Here is a 16,931-nt window from a genome sequence, read left to right as displayed (position 1 = left end):
GGACGCCGCCCATCAGTCCGCCTTCGTCGCCAAATGATCGCCAAGCCGCATGGCGAGGGCGAGAATGGTGATCGTCGGATTGGCCCAGCCCGATGTGGGAAAGAGGGAACTGCCGGCGATGTAAAGATTGGGCGATTCGAATACCCGGCAGTTCGCGTCGGTCACGCCCTCGCGCGGCGTCGCGGCCATGCGCGTCGTGCCCATGTGGTGATATCCGGCGATCGGGTGAGTGGAAACCAGCGGGTCCGGCTTCCACATCACGCCCGGCTCGGACAGCCAGCGCGCGGGGATGGCGCGTCCGATCCCGAGCCGCGTCAGCTCCTCGTCGAAGAGGCCCATGAGCGTCGAGACGGAGTCCCGGTCGATGGCGGAGAGCCGCCAGTCGAGCGCGGCGCGGCGGAGGCCCAGCGCGTCGCGTTCCTCCGCGAGCTTCACCCGGCTATCCGGGTTGGGCGCCTGCTCGGCGCGGATCACCGTGAAAATTCCGATCCGGGCGCCGGCGCGCGGCAGCCGCCAGGCCGCGACGCGATCCTCCAGCGGGGCGAGCGTGCTGCGGGCGAAATGCTTGCCGCGGAAAAACAGCCGCCGGAAGAGTTTCGTCGCCGGGGCCTCCTGCCGCAGGGTCGAGAGTACGCGGCGATAGATCGCGTCCGGCTCGCCCTCTCGCCGGCAGGTGAAGAAGGTCGCCGCCGTGTTCAGCGCGCCGCGCGCGCGCTGCGCGGCTTCGGCGGGGCGGAAGGCGGCGGCGTAGACCCCGCCCCGATGCGCGATCGAACGCGGACCGAGGGCAAGGAGCTTCGCATAGCCCTCCGCCGTCGGCGCGGCGGGCGCGATCTCGCCGCCGCGCGCATGCGGGTGCTCCATGAAGAACCGGCCGACGAGATCATGACCGTTGCCGAGCCCCTCCGGCCGATCCGGCGCCGCGGCGAGAAGGAGCCGCGGCGTCTCGATTCCGCCGGCGGCGAGCACATAGCGTTTCGCGCGCACGGTCAGCGCCCCGCCCCTGAAGCTGCGGAAGCGGCATTCGGAAACCACGCCCTCCGGCGTCGTGCGGATCTCTGCGAGCGTGGCGTTCAGCGCGATCTCGATAGGCTGGTTCTCGAGGGCCGCCACATCGGTGAAACGCTCCGAGCGGCCATCGAAGGTCCAGAGCGGAGCGTCTATCTTTTCCGGATCGAAGGGGGACGAGACGCCAAGCGCCGCAAGTCCGCGCATCCGATCCAGGCCGAGCGCGGCGAAGGCTTCGTCGACATAGGGGTCGAGTTCAGCATAAGCGATCGGCCAGCCCGAATGCGGCACCCAGGGTCGGCGCTCGAAATCGATCGGGTCGAGCGCGGCGCAGCGCCCGCCCCAGATCGCCGTCGAGCCGCCGAAGATGCGCAGTCTCGCCTGGTCCAGGTCGTAATAGTCGAAGCCGACACTCTCGCCGGCTGCGAGGTTCTGCGCCTCACGGTTGAAATCGAGCCCGCCGCTCTCGACGAGGACAACGCGGCGCCCGCGCGCCGCGAGCCGGCGCGCCACGGTCTGCCCCGCGACGCCGGCGCCGACGACGCAGAATTCTGTCTCTCGCTCAAGACTGGCGGGACCGGCGGCGTTGAGATCGATCATGGAGCGAACGTTTGCGCCCGGATCGCGCGAAGCAGGATCATTTCGAAGCGCTCCCGATCATCCATGAGGCGACGACGCCGCCCCGCGCGACCCGGAACGCCATCGCCAGCCGCACCGCGTGAAAGCCGACACAGACCACCGCCCAGAGCGCGACGGCGGCGAGCCCTTCGGCGGCGGCGCCGAACATGCAGAACACCATGAAGATCAGCATGTTCGGATTGCGCCGCGCGGTGACGGTCCGCATCAGATAGTCGATCCGCCGCCAGATATGCATGTGAAAGCCGAAGCGGCGCATGAACACCGTCTCCACCAGGCGACCGAGGAGATAGAAGACGAGGATCGTCCAGAGCGCAAGGTCAAGCCAGTCCGGCGCGTTCGGCGTCGTCGCGCGAATTCCTTCAAACCACGCCCAGTACCAGAACGGCGGGTGGATCTGGTCGATGCCGTGGTCGAAGATGTTGCCCCAGCGCGAAGAGGTGAAGGTCGTCCGCGCGAGCTTGCCGTCGACCGTGTCGAGAAAGGTCATGAACCAGCCGGAGACGAAACCCGCCGTCCATTCGCCGCGCCAGAAGAACCACATCGCGAGAAGCACGAAGACGAAGCTGAGCGCCGTCACCGCGTTGGGGGTGATCCCGCGGGCGGCGCAGAACCGCGTCGCCGCGAACGCCGGGATGGGCCAAGCGAATTTGGTGACGATGTCGGTCGCGCCCTTATAGGCGCTTCGAAAGAACGCGCGCTCGGTCGCCCGCGGACCCTCCGCCGCCATCTCGACGGCGAACGGGACCTCGCGCTTGCGGAGCACCTGGTTGTAGTCGCCGGCGATCTCCGCCGCACTCGCAGGGCGAAGTCCCTGATCCGCGAGCAAGGCTTCGTCGGCCTCGCCCTGCGCGACCAGCGCCGCGACCGCGCCGATATCGGCGGAGGCGGGGGCGTGAGCGGCGATCAGGCGGCGTCCTTGCGCGCCATCGGCGAGAAGGGCCGCCCCCGGACTGGCCGCAAGCGCGCTCGCCAGCCCGGCGGATAGCGCCCAGCCGATGTCGATGCAGATTGCGCCCGCGCCGTCGTCATCCCCGCCCCTGGCCCCGGCATGCGCCCAGGCGCGCCGCTGCCACTCGGCCGCAGGCAGGCCATAGAGCGAGATCGGCGACTCGCCGATAAGCCGAAGGCCGGGGCCGCTTTTCTGGGTCTCTGGCAAAAGGAGCTCCACACAGATCACGGGCGGAGGCGGACCCCGCGCTTCGAGCCCCTGTTAAATCAGTTCGGGATGATGGTCCATCGCCTCGCGACTGCGCGCGCCGGCACGTAGTTCCCCCGCCCCGAGCGCTGTCGGGAAGGGAGATGTCTTTCACCCTGTCCGGCGGGGCGGCGTCAGGCCCGCGCGCGACGGCGGGAGACGAAGCCGAGTCCGGCGAGGCCGGAGAGCAGCAGTAACCCGGCCGCCGGCAGCGGCACCACCGTGGTCGGGAGCGCGAACTCCAGCGCCGCCGAGGTCGAGGTGAAGGTGATGAAGGAGATCGGGTTCTCACCCGTTCCGACCGTGAAGTTCACCAGCGCGACGCGCTCGAAATTCGGCGCGGACCCGCCGAGCCCGAACCCGTTGGCGACGCCGGCGCCGGTCGCGGAACCGAGCGAAACGCCGGCGGCGTCGTAGACCTCGATCTTGTTATAGTCGTCGAGCGAGCCCCAGAGCAGCGCGAATTCGGAAACCGGATCCGCGAGCGCCAGCGTCATCGGCGAGCCGCCGCCGCCATTGGGTCCCGAGCCGCCGACAGAGAAATAGCTCTGCGAGTCATTGAGCGGCGTGTTGTTGAAAGGCGACTGAAAGCTCCCGCTCAAGGTGCCTGGCGGCGGGGTGACGACCGGCGCGGAAGCTGCGGCGCCGAGCGCGTCTCCCGTGCCCAGAAACCAACTGCCGCCGAGCGGCGTGGAGCCGTCGTAACCGGCGGCGTACACATCGGCGTTGTTGCCGACACCCTGAACGGAGGAGTTGATCAGGCCGACAGTTGCTGCCCCGGCGCCAATCGCGCTGGAGAGAAGAAAGGCCGCCGAAAGGCCGGCCAGTCGTGTGAGTAACGTCATTGCGAATTAGCCCCTGTGTTTCAGGCGCGCGAAGGCGCCAGCAAGATCACCGGGGAACATGCACGACTGGAACTCACACACTCGGGGCGCCGCCCCGGCACACCGGCGCCCGCTCACTACGCGCGGGATTATAATGTCGTGGTTTACCAATAGTAAACCATGAAACTCGCTTGATGCCGCGAGCGGTCAGACGGGCGTGCGGGCGCTCTTGTCCGCGCGGGCTTTCAGATAGGCGCGGGCGCGCAGCGCGCGCAGCGCGCGTGGCGTCGCCCTCGCGCCGCGCTGCGGGCCGCTCACCAATTCGAATTTCGGCGTGAGCGTTTCCGACTCGATGGTGAGACGCAACGCCGGGCGCTGACTGGCGTCGCAGACCAGCGCGTTGCAGGCGGCGCGATAGGCTTCGCGCACCCGCGCCGCCTGGCGCGCGGCCGCCGGCGAAGTCAGCCGGGCCGCGCGGGCCGTCGCCGTCGCGAAGGCCGCCGCCGCTTCGGCGTCCTCACCCTCGCCGCATAGAAGAATCGTTGGACGCATCGAACGCACTCCACTCCCTGGAGCGGTCGCAATGCCACGACCGCCAACAAGCCGACGCCCCCGACCACTGATAAGAAGATGGCGGCGTTCGGGATAAAAATCAACCCGAAGTTGCTCAACCTCACCCCGCGATACGGGCGTTCAGACCCGTCCGTGGCAGTGTTTGTACTTCTTTCCGCTGCCGCATGGACACGGCTCGTTGCGTCCGATCTTGGCCCTACTCTCGACCGTGTCCGGCGCGGCGTCAGCGGCTGCTCCCGCGGCCGCGGCGGCGCCCGCGGCGACAGCCTCCTGGCGCGGCGCGGCGGCGCCGGGCGCGGCCGGAGCGGCGGATTTGGCCTGCGCCGGCGCAGCGCCCTGCATCGCGGCGAGGATCTCCGGCGGAATCTGCGGCTGCGTCTCGGACTCGGCCGGGAAATCCTCATGGCAGATGCGCTTCGTCACATCCGTGCGCAGCCTGTTCATCATCGAATCAAAAAGCTCGAACGCCTCCGACTTGAACTCGTTCAGCGGGTCGCGCTGCGCATAACCCCGAAGACCGATGACCGAGCGCAGATGGTCCAGCGTGGTCAGATGGTCGCGCCAGGCGGCATCAATGGATTCAAGGAGCAGGGTCTTTTCGACCGCACGCATCCGCTCCTGCCCATACTTCCCGACGCGTTTCGCGGCCTGCTCGGCGGCGGCTTTCTCCAGCCGCTCGCGGATCGTCACGTCATCGACACCTTCCTCGGCGGCCCATTCGACGACCGGCGCCTTAAGCGCGAGGTTCTCTTCGATCTCGCGCGCCAGCCCTTCGACGTCCCATTGCTCGGCATAGGCGCGCGCCGGGATATGGGTGGCGACGAGATCATCGATCATCGAGACGCGCATCTCCTCGATCGTATCGGCGACGTCCTTCGCCTCCATCACCTCGCGGCGCTGGCCGAAGATCGCTTTTCGCTGATCGTTCATCACGTCGTCGTATTTCAGAAGGTTCTTGCGGATGTCGAAATTCCGCGCCTCGACCTTGGCTTGGCTTTTCTCGATCGCCTTGTTGACCCAGGTGTGGACGATCGCCTCGCCCTCCTGAAGGCCGAGCCGCTGGAGCATTCCGTCCATGCGCTCAGAGCCGAAAATCCGCATCAGATCGTCTTCGAGCGAGAGATAGAAGGTCGAGCGGCCTTCGTCGCCCTGCCGGCCGGAGCGGCCGCGAAGCTGGTTGTCGATGCGCCGGCTCTCGTGACGCTCGGTCGCCAGCACCCATAGCCCGCCGGCGGCCTTCACTTTTTCCTTGGCGGCCGCGACCTCGGCCTTGATCGGGCCGACGATATCGTCGTGCTTGCCTTCATCGGCTTCCTGCTTCAGCACCTTCAGCGCCGAATTGACAATCTGCTGGGCGACCATCTGCTGGATCGCCCGGGCGCGCGCCTTGACCTGCTCGGGATCGTCGAGCGGCGGCTGCGCGGCGGTGATCTGCTCGACCGCCGCGTTCACCTGGCGGTCGATCTCCTCCGACTGGCTCTGCAGCAGCGCGGCGAGGATGCGTCCCTCCGGGTTGCCGCCAAGCTGGATGTCGGTGCCGCGCCCGGCCATGTTGGTGGCGATGGTGACGGCGTGCGGCGCGCCGGCCTGGGCGATGATCTGCGCCTCCTGCTCGTGAAAGCGGGCGTTCAGCACCTGATGCGGCACGCCTTCCGGCCGTTTCGCCAGTTCCTCGATCCGCTCGGCTTCGGCGGTCAGGCGGGCGACTTCGTCCGCCTCCTTCTTCTGATTCAGTCGGGCGGCGAAACCGCGCAGCTTGGAGGCCGCGTCCTTCAGCACTTCGGTGTTCTTCAGCATGCCCGACAGCATCTCGGACTTCTCGATCGAGGTGGTGCCGACCAGCACCGGCTGACCGCGATGATAGGAATCGGCGATCGCCTGGATGATGGCGACATATTTCTCTTCGGCGGTCCGGTACACCTGATCGTCGTCATCGACGCGGGCGATCGGCAGGTTGGTCGGGATCTCGACGACCTCCAGCCCGTAGATCGACTGGAACTCCTCCGCCTCGGTCATCGCCGTGCCGGTCATACCGGAGAGCTTGTCGTAGAGCCGGAAATAGTTCTGGAACGTCACCGAGGCGAGGGTCACGTTCTCCGGCTGGATCTTCTGGCCTTCCTTCGCCTCGACCGCCTGATGCAGTCCGTCGCCCCAGCGCCGGCCGTCCATCATCCGACCGGTGAACTCGTCGATGATGACGATCTTGCCGTTCTTGACGATGTAGTCCTTGTCGCGCTGGTGGAGTTTATGGGCGCGAAGCGCCTGATTGACGTGATGCACCAGCGTCACGTTTTCCGGGTCGTAGAGCGTCGCGCCCTCCGCCAGATGCCCGGCCTTGCGCAGAAGCTGCTCGACGGCTTCCGTCCCTTCCTCGGTCAGGATCGCGGTGCGGAGTTTTTCGTCGATCTCGTAATGCTCGGGTTTCAGCTCGGGGATGAATTTGTCGATGGCGATATAGAGCTCCGACATGTCCTCGGTCGGGCCGGAGATGATCAGCGGCGTCCGCGCCTCGTCGATGAGGATGCTGTCCACCTCGTCGACGATGGCGAAGCGATGGCCGCGCTGGGCCATCTGCTCCAGCGAGTATTTCATGTTGTCGCGGAGATAGTCGAAGCCAAGCTCATTATTGGTCGCATGAGTGATGTCGCAGGCGTAGTTCGCCTTGCGGCTTCGGTCGTCCATGTTGGGCACGATCACGCCGACGGTCATGCCGAGAAAACGATAGATCCGCCCCATCCAGTCCGCGTCGCGACGGGCGAGGTAGTCGTTCACCGTGACGATGTGAACGCCCTTGCCTTCGAGCGCGTTGAGATAAGCCGGCATGGTGGCGACCAGCGTCTTGCCCTCGCCGGTCTTCATCTCGGAGATCTTGCCCTGGTGGAGCATGATGCCGCCGATCAACTGAACGTCAAACGGGCGCAGCCCGAGGACGCGCTTCGCCGTCTCGCGCACGGTGGCGAACGCCTCTGGGAGAAGCTGGTCAAGCGTCTCTCCCTTCTCCAGGCGTTCGCGGAATTCGGGGGTCTTGGCCTTCAGCGCATCGTCATCGAGCGCCTCATATTCCGGCTCCAGCGCGTTGATGGTCTGAACCAGCCGCCGCGCGCCCTTCACGACCCGGTCGTTGGAGGAGCCAAAGACCTTTTTCGCCAATCCGTCGAAGCCCAGCATCGCGTGTTCCTGATTCACCGGTCCTGATCTACCGGCGCCGCGAACCGACGCCCGTCCGGCCCGGTTCTCCCCTCACGTCGCGCGATTTTCACGGGGCGACGCCGGGGGCGCTTGTCCGCCGCGGCCCGACATCGTAGATGAGAGCGTCGCGCGCCGTTTGGGCCCGTGGGCCGGGGCGAGATGTATGCGTCGACCCCCACCCTGTCAACGCCGCGCGTCCCGTCTTCGGCGTCCCTTTTGTTGCACGGGGCGCCGGACCCGCAACGTGAAGGTCGGGTGCGCCCGGCCGTCCGGAGGATCTACATGCGTTTACCCGCGCTGCCTGTCGCGCCCCATATCGTCGCCATCATCACCGGTCTCGCTCTCTCCGCGCCGCTTCACGCGCAGGAGAGCGCGCCCGCCGCCGAACCGGCCGCCGACGCCGCGCCGGCCTCCGATCCGTCGATGACGATCGCCACCGTGAACGGCGAAGAGGTGACGCTCGGCGAGCTTATCGCGCTTCGGGCGGAGTTGCCGGCGCAGTACCAGGCGATACCGGATGGCGCGCTCTATGACGGGCTGCTTGAACAGATCACAAATCAGATCCTGCTCCGTCAGGCCGCGGAGCGGACCGGCCTGGCCGATTCGCCTGCGGTGAAGCGCGGGCTCGCCTTCCAGCGCACCAGCTTCCTCGCGGAGCTTTACGTGCGCCAGCGGCTGAACGAGCTGATCACCCCCGAAACCGTCGCCGCCGAATACAAGACCCGCTATGTCGATGCGCCGCCGGTGAAACAGTACAAGGCCCGCCACATCCTCGTGGAGGATGAGGATGAGGCGAAGGAGATCGCCGAAGCGGCGCGCGAGGACGGCGCCGATTTCGCCGCGCTCGCGAAAGAGCGCTCGGAAGGCCCCTCCGCCCCGCAGGGCGGCGATCTGGGCTGGTTCGAGGAAGGCCAGATGGTGCCGGAATTTCAGGCCGCGACATTCGCCCTCGCGCCTGGCGAGGTCTCCGATCCGGTCAAGACCCAGTTCGGCTGGCACGTGATCCTGCTGGAGGAGGTCCGCGACCGTCCGGTCCCCCCGATCGAAGAGGTTCGCGAAGAACTCATCGGCGAGATGAGCAGGGAGGTGACGGAATCCGTCGTCGCGGCGCTTCGCGACAGCGGCGATGTGGAGATCGCCGAGGATCAGCCGGGGCTCGACGATCTCCGGAATGACGCCCTGATCGCGGAATAGGGCCGGACCGATGGACGAGGGGGAGCCGGTGACCGGCGAAACGGCGGAACACGCGGTCGCTGTGACCAGTGCAAAGAAGAGCGCGAAGAAGATCGCGCGTCTCCGGGAGCGCAGGGCGCGGCTTCGCGCCAAACTCGCCAAGGTCGAACGCAAGCTCGCCGAGGCTGACGGAGCGGCGGCGAAGGCGGGGGGCGGCGTTTCGCCCTTCGCCCGGCCCTTTCCCGACCTCCCTGAAATCCGGGGCGCGCGGTTCGCCGCCGCCGAAGCCGGGGTTCGCTATCAGGGCCGGAAGGACGTGATGCTCGCCGAGCTTGCGCCGGGGACGGCCATCGCCGGCGTTCTCACCCGCTCCGCCACCCGCTCGGCCCCGGTCGACTGGTGCCGGGCGCGCCTGGCGGCGCTTTCGAAACGGTCGATGAAAGGCCCGTTAGCCATCGTCGTCAATTCCGGCAACGCCAACGCCTTCACCGGCGACAACGGCATGGCCGGCGTCTCCGCGGTGGCCGGCGCGGCGGCCAAAGCGGTGCGCGGCGCGAAAGGCGGCGTATTCGTCGCCTCTACAGGCGTGATTGGCGAAGCTCTGCCGGCGGAGCGCATCACGGCGCGCCTGAAGGACATGGCCGCAAGGCTGGACGCCGGCGCGATCCGCGACGCGGCCGACGCGATCATGACGACGGACACTTTCGCCAAGGGCGCCGGGCGGGAGCTGACGCTGGGCGGCGAGCCGGTCGCCATCGCCGGAATCGCCAAGGGCTCCGGCATGATCGCTCCGGACATGGCGACGATGCTGGCCTTCGTCTTCACCGACGCGCCAATCGCCCAGCCGCTTCTGCAATCCATGGTCTCCGCCGCGACAGTGGTCAGCTTCAACGCCGCCACCGTGGATAGCGACACCTCGACCTCCGACACGCTGATCGTCGCCGCGACGGGCAAGGCTGGCGGCAAGCCGATCAGGAACCGGCGCGACCCGCGCGCCGCGCCGTTCGAAGCGGCGCTCAGGGAAGTTCTGGTCGATCTCGCGCAGCAGATCGTGCGCGATGGTGAAGGGATATCGAAATATGTCGCGGTGAAGGTGACGGGCGCGAAAACCGACGCCTCCGCCGCCGTGATCGCTCGCGCCATCGCCAATTCGCCGCTGGTGAAGACTGCTATCGCCGGGGCCGACCCGAACTGGGGGCGAATCGTCATGGCTGTCGGCAAATCCGGCGAGCCGGCGAATCGCGACCGGCTTTCGATCCGGCTCGGCGATATTCTGGTCGCGGAGAAAGGCTGGGTCGCGCCTGGCTACCGCGAAGAGGACGGCGCCGCTTACATGAAGCGCGACGAGATCGAGATCAGCGTCGATCTCGGCCTCAGACGCGGCGCGGCTGAGGTCTGGACCTGCGATCTGACCCATCGCTATATCGAGATCAACGCGGACTACCGTTCTTGAAACTGGTGCTCGTCGCCGCCGTCGCGCTGATCGACCGCGACGGGCGCGTGCTGATCGCGGAGCGCCCGGCGGGAAAACCGATGGCGGGGCTGTGGGAGTTTCCCGGCGGCAAGGTCGAGCCCGGCGAAACGCCCGAAGCGGCGCTGATCCGCGAACTGCATGAGGAACTCGGAATCGAGACCTGGAAGAGTTGCCTCGCCCCGCTCACCTTCGCCAGCCACGCCTATGAGGACTTCCACCTGCTGATGCCGCTCTACGCCTGCCGGAAATGGGAGGGCGCGCTGCGCCCGCGCGAAGGTCAGCGGCTGAAATGGGCGCGGGTCGGGGCGCTGAAGGACTACCCAATGCCGCCGGCCGACCTGCCGCTGGTGGCGATATTGCGGGACTGGCTCTGAAGAAATCAGACCCAGTCGTAGTGGAGCGCGAGAAAGAGCAAAAAGGACAGCGTCCCCACCACCGCAGCGGCGATTCTTACCCCGAACCACTGCCTGAGCTTGATCAGAAAGGTCGCGAAGACCAGCATTATCCCCGCGACGAGCAGCGCGTCGCTGATGGCCCGGCCGGCAAGCCGGACAGCGACGAAGGCGGCGATGCTCGCGATCCCGGCGATCCCCGGCGCGTTCCGCCGCAGCCATTCCAGATGCGCGGATTCGTTTTTCATCGCCGCTCCGGGCCAACGCGCCGATCAGCCTATGCGCGGATTTCGCTCTTCGCAAAGGAAGACGCCCACGCGGCGAGCAGCACCCGCGTCGGCGGGACAAGATCGAGGCGCATCATGTCCTCGCGCTCGAAGAAGCCGAAACCGGCGCCCTCTCCGAGGATAATATCGGCGGGCGTGGCGACGATCCGCGCCTCGAAGGTGTAGAGCCGGCGGCGCGAATCGGCCGACACGATGCGGGCGAAAGGCCGGAACTCCGCCGCCGGCGGGCGCAGCCCGGTCTCCTCCTCGAGCTCGCGCATCGCCGCTTCGAGCAGAGTCTCATCGCCCTCGACGGCGCCGCCAAACAGCCCCCACTCGCCGGGGTGGACAGGCGCCCAGCGGTCGCGCAGTTGGAGAAGGACGCGGCCGGCGGGGTCGACCGGGATCACCAGCGCGCCGCGATAGACGTCGAAAGGCTCCCGCCAGGGACCGAGCGGCGCGAAACCCGCCTCTTCGCTCACGTCCGGCGCCGATGCTCTTCGAGCCGGGGCATGATCTCGACGAAATTGCAGGGCATGTGGCGATAGTCGAGCTGATGGACGAGGATGCCGTCCCAGCCGTCCCTGCAGGCGCCGGGACTGCCCGGAAGGGCGAAGAGATAGGTTCCCCCCGCCACGCCGGCGCAGGCCCGGGACTGGATGGTGGAGGTGCGGATCTTTTCCCACGAGATCATGTGGAAAGCGACGGCGAAGCCCTCAATCTCCTTCTCGTAGACGGATTTATGCGCCTCCACCGTCACATCGCGGCCTGTCAGCCCGGTGCCGCCGGTGGAGATCACGGCGTCGACCTCCGGGTCGGCGATCCAGTCCCTGAGCCGCGCTGCGATCTTCTTGACATCGTCGGTGACGATGGCGCGGTCGGCGAGGCTGTGCCCGGCGCCGGTCAGACGCTCGACCAGCACATCGCCGGAACGGTCGTCGGCGAGGGTCCGGCTGTCGGAGACGGTCAGCACGGCGATGCGGACCGGGACGAATTCGCGCGTCTTGGCGTTGCTCATGGTTTAACCTTCGGGCGGCGAGGCGCCGTCGAGCACGGCGCGGAGCGAGAGAAGATCGCGCCAGCTTTTCGCCTTTTCCGCGGGCTGGCGCAGCAGATAGGCTGGGTGGAGCGTAAGCAGCAGCGGCCGCCCGCCTACCCGCGCCGGCCGAAGCCAGCGCCCGCGCATCCGCGTGATCGCGACCGGGGTCTCCAGCAGCACCGCCGCCGGGGCCTTGCCGAGCGCGACGACAATCTCCGGATCCGCGAGTTCGATATGGCGCTCCAGAAACGCCCAAAGCATCACCGCCTCGTCAGTCGAGGGATCGCGGTTGTCGATCGGGCGCCAGGGCAGGATATTCGCGATATAGGCGGCCTTTTCAGGGTCGCCGGAACGCCGGTCGAGCCCGATCGCCGCCAGCATCCGGTCAAGAAGCTGACCGGAGCGGCCCACAAAGGGTTTGCCTTCGCGGTCTTCCTCGCGACCCGGGGCCTCACCGATGAACATCACCCGCGCCGCCGGGTCGCCATCCGCGAAAACCGTATTCCTTGCCCCGTGTTTCAGCGCACAGCCGTCGAAGGCGGCTACGGCGGCCCGAAGCGCGTCCAGCGTTTTCGCCGCGGCCGCGCTCCGGCGCGCCTCGCCGATCGCCTCTTCGGCCTCGTCGGCGGGCGGGGCGGCGCGCAGCGGGGCCGGCGGCGCGACGGGCGGCGAGACGGCCTGCGCGGCCTCGGCCTCCGCCGCCACCTTGAACCGGTCAACGGGTGCGTCGGCGACGCATTCGTCGACGCCGCATTCCAACTGCCAGCCAAGCGCCGCCAGAAGCGCGGCGGGGTCATCGCGCAAAACAGGCGGTTGATCAGGGGTGAGGGGCGAGTCCATCGCCCGACTATAGATGCGCGCCGGGCGCTTCGCCAGTTCGGCGGACCTAGAGCGGGAACTTCGCGACTGCTTGGGCCGCGCTCTCCACATCCTGCGCGAAATCGACTTCGGCCCAGGGCAGGCCCTCAATATCGACGAAACCGACCGAACCGGTCTTGGCGATCCGATCGATGATCGAGAGATACCAGAGCTTCAGCGCCGCGACATCGGCCAGCACCTCTTCCAGCTTGTCGCGAAAAAGCATCCCGCCCGCGCCGCTGAAACGCAGCATCCCGATCGATTCGCCGTCAATCGGGCGGGTCAGCGTTTTGCCGATATCGGTCAAGCGCCCACCGTCGAGGCGCACTTTCATATCGTCGCTGTCATAGACCGGCTTGCGGTCGATGGTGACGGAGATCGGCGCCGTGGCGCGCGCCAACACCCGCTCAAGGATGCGCGGGTCGAAAAGCGTATCGCCGTTGATCAGCACCGAATCCTCGCCGAGCCGCTCCCGCGCCATCCAGCAGGAGCCGATATTGTCGGCGACGCTGTAAAAGGGATTGTAGAGATACTCGATCCGGACCGGGAGAGCGGCGGCGTCAAGCGCGGCCCTGATCATCGGCGCACGAAAGCCGGTAACGATGGTGATGTCCTCGATCCCGTTGGCGACGAGCGCCCGGACCTGCCATTCGACGAGACTCCGCTCGCCGATCATCACGGTGCATTTCGGGCGATCCTCGGTCAGCGCGCCAAGCCGCTTGCCCTGCCCGGCGCTAAGTAGAACGGCGTTGGTCAAGAGAGGCCGCCTGTCTTTCGTTGATGTTGGCGCCTTTTCACATCAAGAGGGCGGTCTTGTCCATGCCGCGCCGCGTCGTCGCGTCTAGGCCGCTTCGACCTCGGAAAGGATGGAATCGACCGAGGGCGCCTTCCTGACCATCTCCAGCGCGTCGTGCCGGACATGATCGGCGGCCATCTCCTTCCTGACGTCCGCCTCGGTGAGTTCCCCGGCGTCGAGACATTCGGCGAGATAGGCGAAAAACAGATTCTCCTGCCTCGGGTCCGGATGGCGCAGGTACTTTCCCTTCTTGCGGATGCTTGCGCCCGGAATGATCTTGCCGATCAGCGGCAGACTAGTGGTGAAATCGATCGGCAGGCCGGCCTTCCAAGGCTGGGTGCGGCGCTTCGTGTTGTGAAGAAGCCGGGTCTCAGGTCCGAGATGGTCGAAATCATTCCAGCACTCCTCGAGCGGACCGACAAGCCCCTCGGGCTGATTGGCGAGGATGATCCAATCCTCGTAATCCAACTCGCCGCGGAACATCGCCTCGAACTGATCCTCCATCTTCCAGTGAGTTAGCTTGGCGCAATCCATCAGCATGACGCTGGTCGCGATGTATTCGGCGACGCCCTTGTGGCCCGGACGGGGCTTGGCGAGCACGCCCTTGCCGCCCATATCCCGCTTCAGAAGCTCGCAGATATCCCCGACGGCGAAGACGTCCGGGTCGGTCACCACGGCGCGGCTCTGATAGTTCATCACCTGCGGCGGCGCGAAGCGCAGGGGGGTGAAGCTCTGCAGGTCGTCGTTGCGCCAGACGCGCCAGCCGCCGCCTCGCAGGAACTTTCGCCCGGCATAGGTCTCGAAAACCGGGAAATCTTCTCGCTTCAGGATCCTGACCTCGAAACTCTCGGGGTCCGACGCCTGCCGCTTAAGCGAGTGGCGGCCGACGATCGCGCCAACCATCTGCTGCGCATTGGTGTGAATGAATACCGTGTCAGTCATGTTCTGCGCTCCGCCGCCTGCGGTTAGTCGCCCCTTGCGGGGTCGTGCCCTGCTCATATAACGGTCTGCCCGGCGGCTGGCCAGCGCCGCGTGGATGAGGATCAATGGGAATGACGCCCGAAGCGCCGTCCCTGAAGCCAGCCCTGAACGGAGCGCCGGGACAAGGCGGCCTTGCGGAGATCTGGCGCCGCGTTCGGCGCAATGCGGTCAAGATCATCGGCGGCCGCGCGGTTTTCGGACTGGTCAATCTCGCTGCGGCGGCGCTCGCCGCGCGGGCCGTGGGCATCGAGGCTTTCGGCGTGGTCGTGATGCTGCAGGCCTATGTCAAGCTCATCAGCGGCCTGCTGAAATTCGAATCCTGGACCGCCGTGACGAAATTCGGCGCGGAGACCGTCGCCGAGGAGCGCTGGAGCGACTTTCGCCGACTGATCGGCTTCACGCTGCGGCTCGACTTTCTCGGGAACATGCTCGGCGTCATCGTTGGCGTAATCGGCGCCCATCTCGCCGCGCGCTGGATGGGCTGGCCGCCCGAAGCCGCCGCCATCGCGCCCTACTTCGCGCTGACGATTCCCTTCATCAACCCGGCCACCGCGACCGGCGTGGTTCGGCTCTTTGACAATCTGAACGTGCTGGTGCGCCAGCACGCCTTCAACGCCATCGTTCGGCTGATCGGCTCCGCGGCGATCTATGTCTTCGGCGGCGGGCTCGAAGCGCTGATCCTGGTGTGGGCGCTCGCCACGGTGGTCGCCGGCGGCTCGCTCATCCTCGCGGCCGGGCTGGAGCTGAAGCGCCGGCGGCTGATGCCGAAGCTCGCCGGGCGCTGGTCGCGGCTCACCGCCGGGTTCCCGCGGATCTGGCGTTTCATGGTGTTCCTCAACACCACGTCGCTGCTGAACTCGCTGGTCGCGCAGGCGACGGTGCTCGTGGTCGGCCCGGTGCTCGGCACCGGCGCGGCGGGCCTTTTTGGCATCGTGCGCCAGCTCACCGACCCGCTGAAGCGCGGTTTCACGCTGATCGGACCGATCATCTTTCCCGAGCTCGCCTGGCTCGAAGCGCGCCGGGACCGCCGCTCGATACGGCGGCTTTTCGTGCGAACCATGGCGCTCTCCGCCCTGCCGCTCGTCGCGCTGTGCCTGATTTTCGTCTTCCTCGGCGAGCCGCTGCTCACGCTTCTCTTCGGCGCGGCGGCGGCGCCGGCCGCGCCGTTGCTCACCGCGGCGGGCGTCGCCGCCGCGCTGGGCGCCTTCGGATTCGCCATCGGACCGGTGATGATGACCATCCGCAAGGAAAAGGCGCTGCTTTTCTCCACCACTGTCGGCGCCCTCGTCTTCTGCGCCGCGCTCTTCCCGTTCATGCACTTGTGGGGCCTGCTCGGCGTCGGATTCGCGCTGCTGCTGCGCCAGGTCGTCGTCACCGCCCACCGCCTGGTGATCCTTTACCGGGCGCTGGTCTCCAATCCGGCGCGCAAAAAGGCGGCGCGCTGACCGGGGCGCGCCTCGCGTCCGGGCGCTCAGCGCCTTCCCCAATTTCGCACGCGAAACGTGCGGCGAACGCCGCGCCTCACCACTTCGTGAGTTCTTCCTGCCGGAGCGGCGCCCATATGGCCGGGAGGAGGCGGGACCCGAAAACGAGAACAATGACCGTTCTCGAAGAGCAGCGAGTATCGAAATGAAGGAATGGCACTCTCGCCCGCGCCGCGCGAAAATGTGGATGCAGGTGAGGCAAACAGACCGCGAACAATTCACGGGAGAAGATAATCTATCGAATTTTAGAATTAAAATACGCGGAAAATTTCCAATTGATAACGCTATCATGGCGGCCTGCGACGAAACTTACTACTGGAAATTCGGCGCAGCGTTTCTGGACTCGATAAGGTCGACCGGCGGCTTCGACCATGTTCATCTCCACCTCTACTGGCCGTCGGACAGGGTGATCGCCGATCTCGACGTGAGAGCGCGGGACATGGCGCTGACATGGACGGTGGATCGCAACGACGTTCCCAGCGACGCCGCGTCTTCGATCATCTATATGGCGGCGACGCGGTTCGTCGTCGCGCATTTCATCGTCGAGCGCGGATGCTCGGTCTTCATCACCGATATCGACTCGATCGCCAACCGTCCGATCTGGCCCGCCGTCGAGGACGCCTCCTCGGGCGGTGTGGGTCTCTATTTCCGGCCCGAGATGCGGAAGCCGTGGCGCAAGGTGCTTGCGTCCGGCGTGATTATCCACCCGACGATACGCGGACGTCATTTCGCGCATGTCATGGCGCGGTCCACGCTGATGGCGCTCGCCGATGCGCCGGCTTACCATGTCGATCAGACCCTGCTCTATTACGCTTCGCGACGATGCGCGGCGCAATACTTCCAGGTGCCCCGCATCCTCTCCGACTACGAATTCCGGCCGGATTCCGTCATCTGGACCGCCAAGGGGCCGACGCGCAAGCAAAGCGCCGCGTTCAGAATCGCCCAGGACAGGGCGCGCGCATCGCGACAAGCGGCTTGAACTCCGCGGCGCGCGCCATTTTAACGGGGGTCGGCACCGAACCTCGTGAAGGCGGCGACGC

The 16,931-nt window shown here is 66.8% G+C and carries 16 protein-coding genes; 5 read left to right on the top strand and 11 right to left on the bottom strand.

Annotated features, from left to right (window positions below; genetic code table 11):
- Positions 1 to 12: 12 nt before the first annotated feature.
- The 5 genes from G5B40_RS16455 to secA all read right to left on the bottom strand — a co-directional run bounded on the left by G5B40_RS16455 (position 13) and on the right by secA (position 7,407).
- Positions 13 to 1,608, bottom strand: coding sequence for a GMC family oxidoreductase (locus G5B40_RS16455; RefSeq protein WP_211907358.1), 1,596 nt, complete (start codon positions 1,606 to 1,608; stop codon positions 13 to 15).
- Between the two features lie 37 nt (positions 1,609 to 1,645).
- Positions 1,646 to 2,803 (bottom strand): CDP-alcohol phosphatidyltransferase family protein, encoded by a 1,158-nt coding sequence (locus tag G5B40_RS16450; RefSeq protein WP_165100798.1) that lies wholly within the window; start codon positions 2,801 to 2,803, stop codon positions 1,646 to 1,648.
- A 173-nt stretch (positions 2,804 to 2,976) separates the two neighbouring features.
- Complete coding sequence (locus G5B40_RS16445; RefSeq protein ID WP_165100796.1) at positions 2,977 to 3,687, bottom strand: Npun_F0296 family exosortase-dependent surface protein; 711 nt, start codon at positions 3,685 to 3,687, stop codon at positions 2,977 to 2,979.
- Positions 3,688 to 3,873: 186 nt separating this feature from the next.
- Positions 3,874 to 4,218, bottom strand: coding sequence for a hypothetical protein (locus G5B40_RS16440; RefSeq protein ID WP_165100793.1), 345 nt, complete (start codon positions 4,216 to 4,218; stop codon positions 3,874 to 3,876).
- 141 nt (positions 4,219 to 4,359) lie between these two features.
- The gene (gene secA / locus G5B40_RS16435; RefSeq protein ID WP_165100789.1) at positions 4,360 to 7,407 is read right to left on the bottom strand and encodes a preprotein translocase subunit SecA; all 3,048 of its coding nucleotides are present in this window, start codon (positions 7,405 to 7,407) and stop codon (positions 4,360 to 4,362) included.
- 303 nt (positions 7,408 to 7,710) lie between these two features.
- Between secA and G5B40_RS16430 the strand changes: the two genes are divergently transcribed.
- Genes G5B40_RS16430 through G5B40_RS16420 form a run of 3 tightly spaced genes read left to right on the top strand, consistent with a single transcriptional unit; the run spans position 7,711 to position 10,449 of the window.
- The gene (locus G5B40_RS16430; protein ID WP_165100786.1) at positions 7,711 to 8,622 is read left to right on the top strand and encodes a peptidylprolyl isomerase; all 912 of its coding nucleotides are present in this window, start codon (positions 7,711 to 7,713) and stop codon (positions 8,620 to 8,622) included.
- A 10-nt stretch (positions 8,623 to 8,632) separates the two neighbouring features.
- Positions 8,633 to 10,054, top strand: coding sequence for a bifunctional glutamate N-acetyltransferase/amino-acid acetyltransferase ArgJ (argJ, locus tag G5B40_RS16425; RefSeq protein WP_165100783.1), 1,422 nt, complete (start codon positions 8,633 to 8,635; stop codon positions 10,052 to 10,054).
- Positions 10,051 to 10,449, top strand: a complete 399-nt coding sequence (locus G5B40_RS16420; RefSeq protein WP_165100780.1) for a (deoxy)nucleoside triphosphate pyrophosphohydrolase — start codon at positions 10,051 to 10,053, stop codon at positions 10,447 to 10,449. The genes argJ and G5B40_RS16420 overlap by 4 nt, the downstream gene beginning before the upstream one ends.
- A 5-nt stretch (positions 10,450 to 10,454) precedes the next feature.
- On the opposite strand, the gene G5B40_RS16415 is transcribed toward G5B40_RS16420, so the two are convergent.
- From G5B40_RS16415 to G5B40_RS16390, 6 genes are all read right to left on the bottom strand, one after another.
- A complete protein-coding gene (locus tag G5B40_RS16415) occupies positions 10,455 to 10,715 on the bottom strand; it encodes a hypothetical protein (protein WP_165100777.1) in 261 nt (86 codons plus the stop codon).
- A 29-nt stretch (positions 10,716 to 10,744) separates the two neighbouring features.
- A complete protein-coding gene (locus G5B40_RS16410) occupies positions 10,745 to 11,215 on the bottom strand; it encodes an NUDIX domain-containing protein (protein ID WP_165100774.1) in 471 nt (156 codons plus the stop codon).
- Positions 11,212 to 11,751 (bottom strand): molybdenum cofactor biosynthesis protein B, encoded by a 540-nt coding sequence (moaB, locus tag G5B40_RS16405; protein WP_165100771.1) that lies wholly within the window; start codon positions 11,749 to 11,751, stop codon positions 11,212 to 11,214. Before moaB ends, G5B40_RS16410 begins: the two co-directional genes overlap by 4 nt.
- A gap of 3 nt (positions 11,752 to 11,754) precedes the next feature.
- Entirely contained in the window at positions 11,755 to 12,576 is an 822-nt protein-coding gene (locus tag G5B40_RS16400; RefSeq protein ID WP_425500068.1) for a uracil-DNA glycosylase, read from the bottom strand.
- A gap of 82 nt (positions 12,577 to 12,658) precedes the next feature.
- Positions 12,659 to 13,387 (bottom strand): phosphocholine cytidylyltransferase family protein, encoded by a 729-nt coding sequence (locus G5B40_RS16395; RefSeq protein ID WP_165100765.1) that lies wholly within the window; start codon positions 13,385 to 13,387, stop codon positions 12,659 to 12,661.
- An 84-nt stretch (positions 13,388 to 13,471) separates the two neighbouring features.
- Positions 13,472 to 14,368 (bottom strand): hypothetical protein, encoded by an 897-nt coding sequence (locus tag G5B40_RS16390; RefSeq protein WP_165100762.1) that lies wholly within the window; start codon positions 14,366 to 14,368, stop codon positions 13,472 to 13,474.
- A gap of 110 nt (positions 14,369 to 14,478) precedes the next feature.
- Here G5B40_RS16390 and G5B40_RS16385 point away from each other — a divergent pair, with 110 nt between their 5' ends.
- Positions 14,479 to 15,852 carry a lipopolysaccharide biosynthesis protein gene (locus G5B40_RS16385; protein WP_165100759.1) on the top strand — a complete coding sequence of 458 codons (1,374 nt, stop codon included), beginning with the start codon at positions 14,479 to 14,481 and terminating at the stop codon, positions 15,850 to 15,852.
- A 328-nt stretch (positions 15,853 to 16,180) separates the two neighbouring features.
- The gene (locus G5B40_RS16380) at positions 16,181 to 16,870 is read left to right on the top strand and encodes a hypothetical protein (protein ID WP_165100756.1); all 690 of its coding nucleotides are present in this window, start codon (positions 16,181 to 16,183) and stop codon (positions 16,868 to 16,870) included.
- The last annotated feature ends 61 nt before the right edge of the window (positions 16,871 to 16,931 follow it).

Origin of the sequence: Pikeienuella piscinae, from assembly GCF_011044155.1 — a bacterium.
GTDB classification, from domain to species: domain Bacteria; phylum Pseudomonadota; class Alphaproteobacteria; order Rhodobacterales; family Rhodobacteraceae; genus Pikeienuella; species Pikeienuella piscinae.
This window is presented reverse-complemented; position numbering and strand designations above follow the sequence as displayed.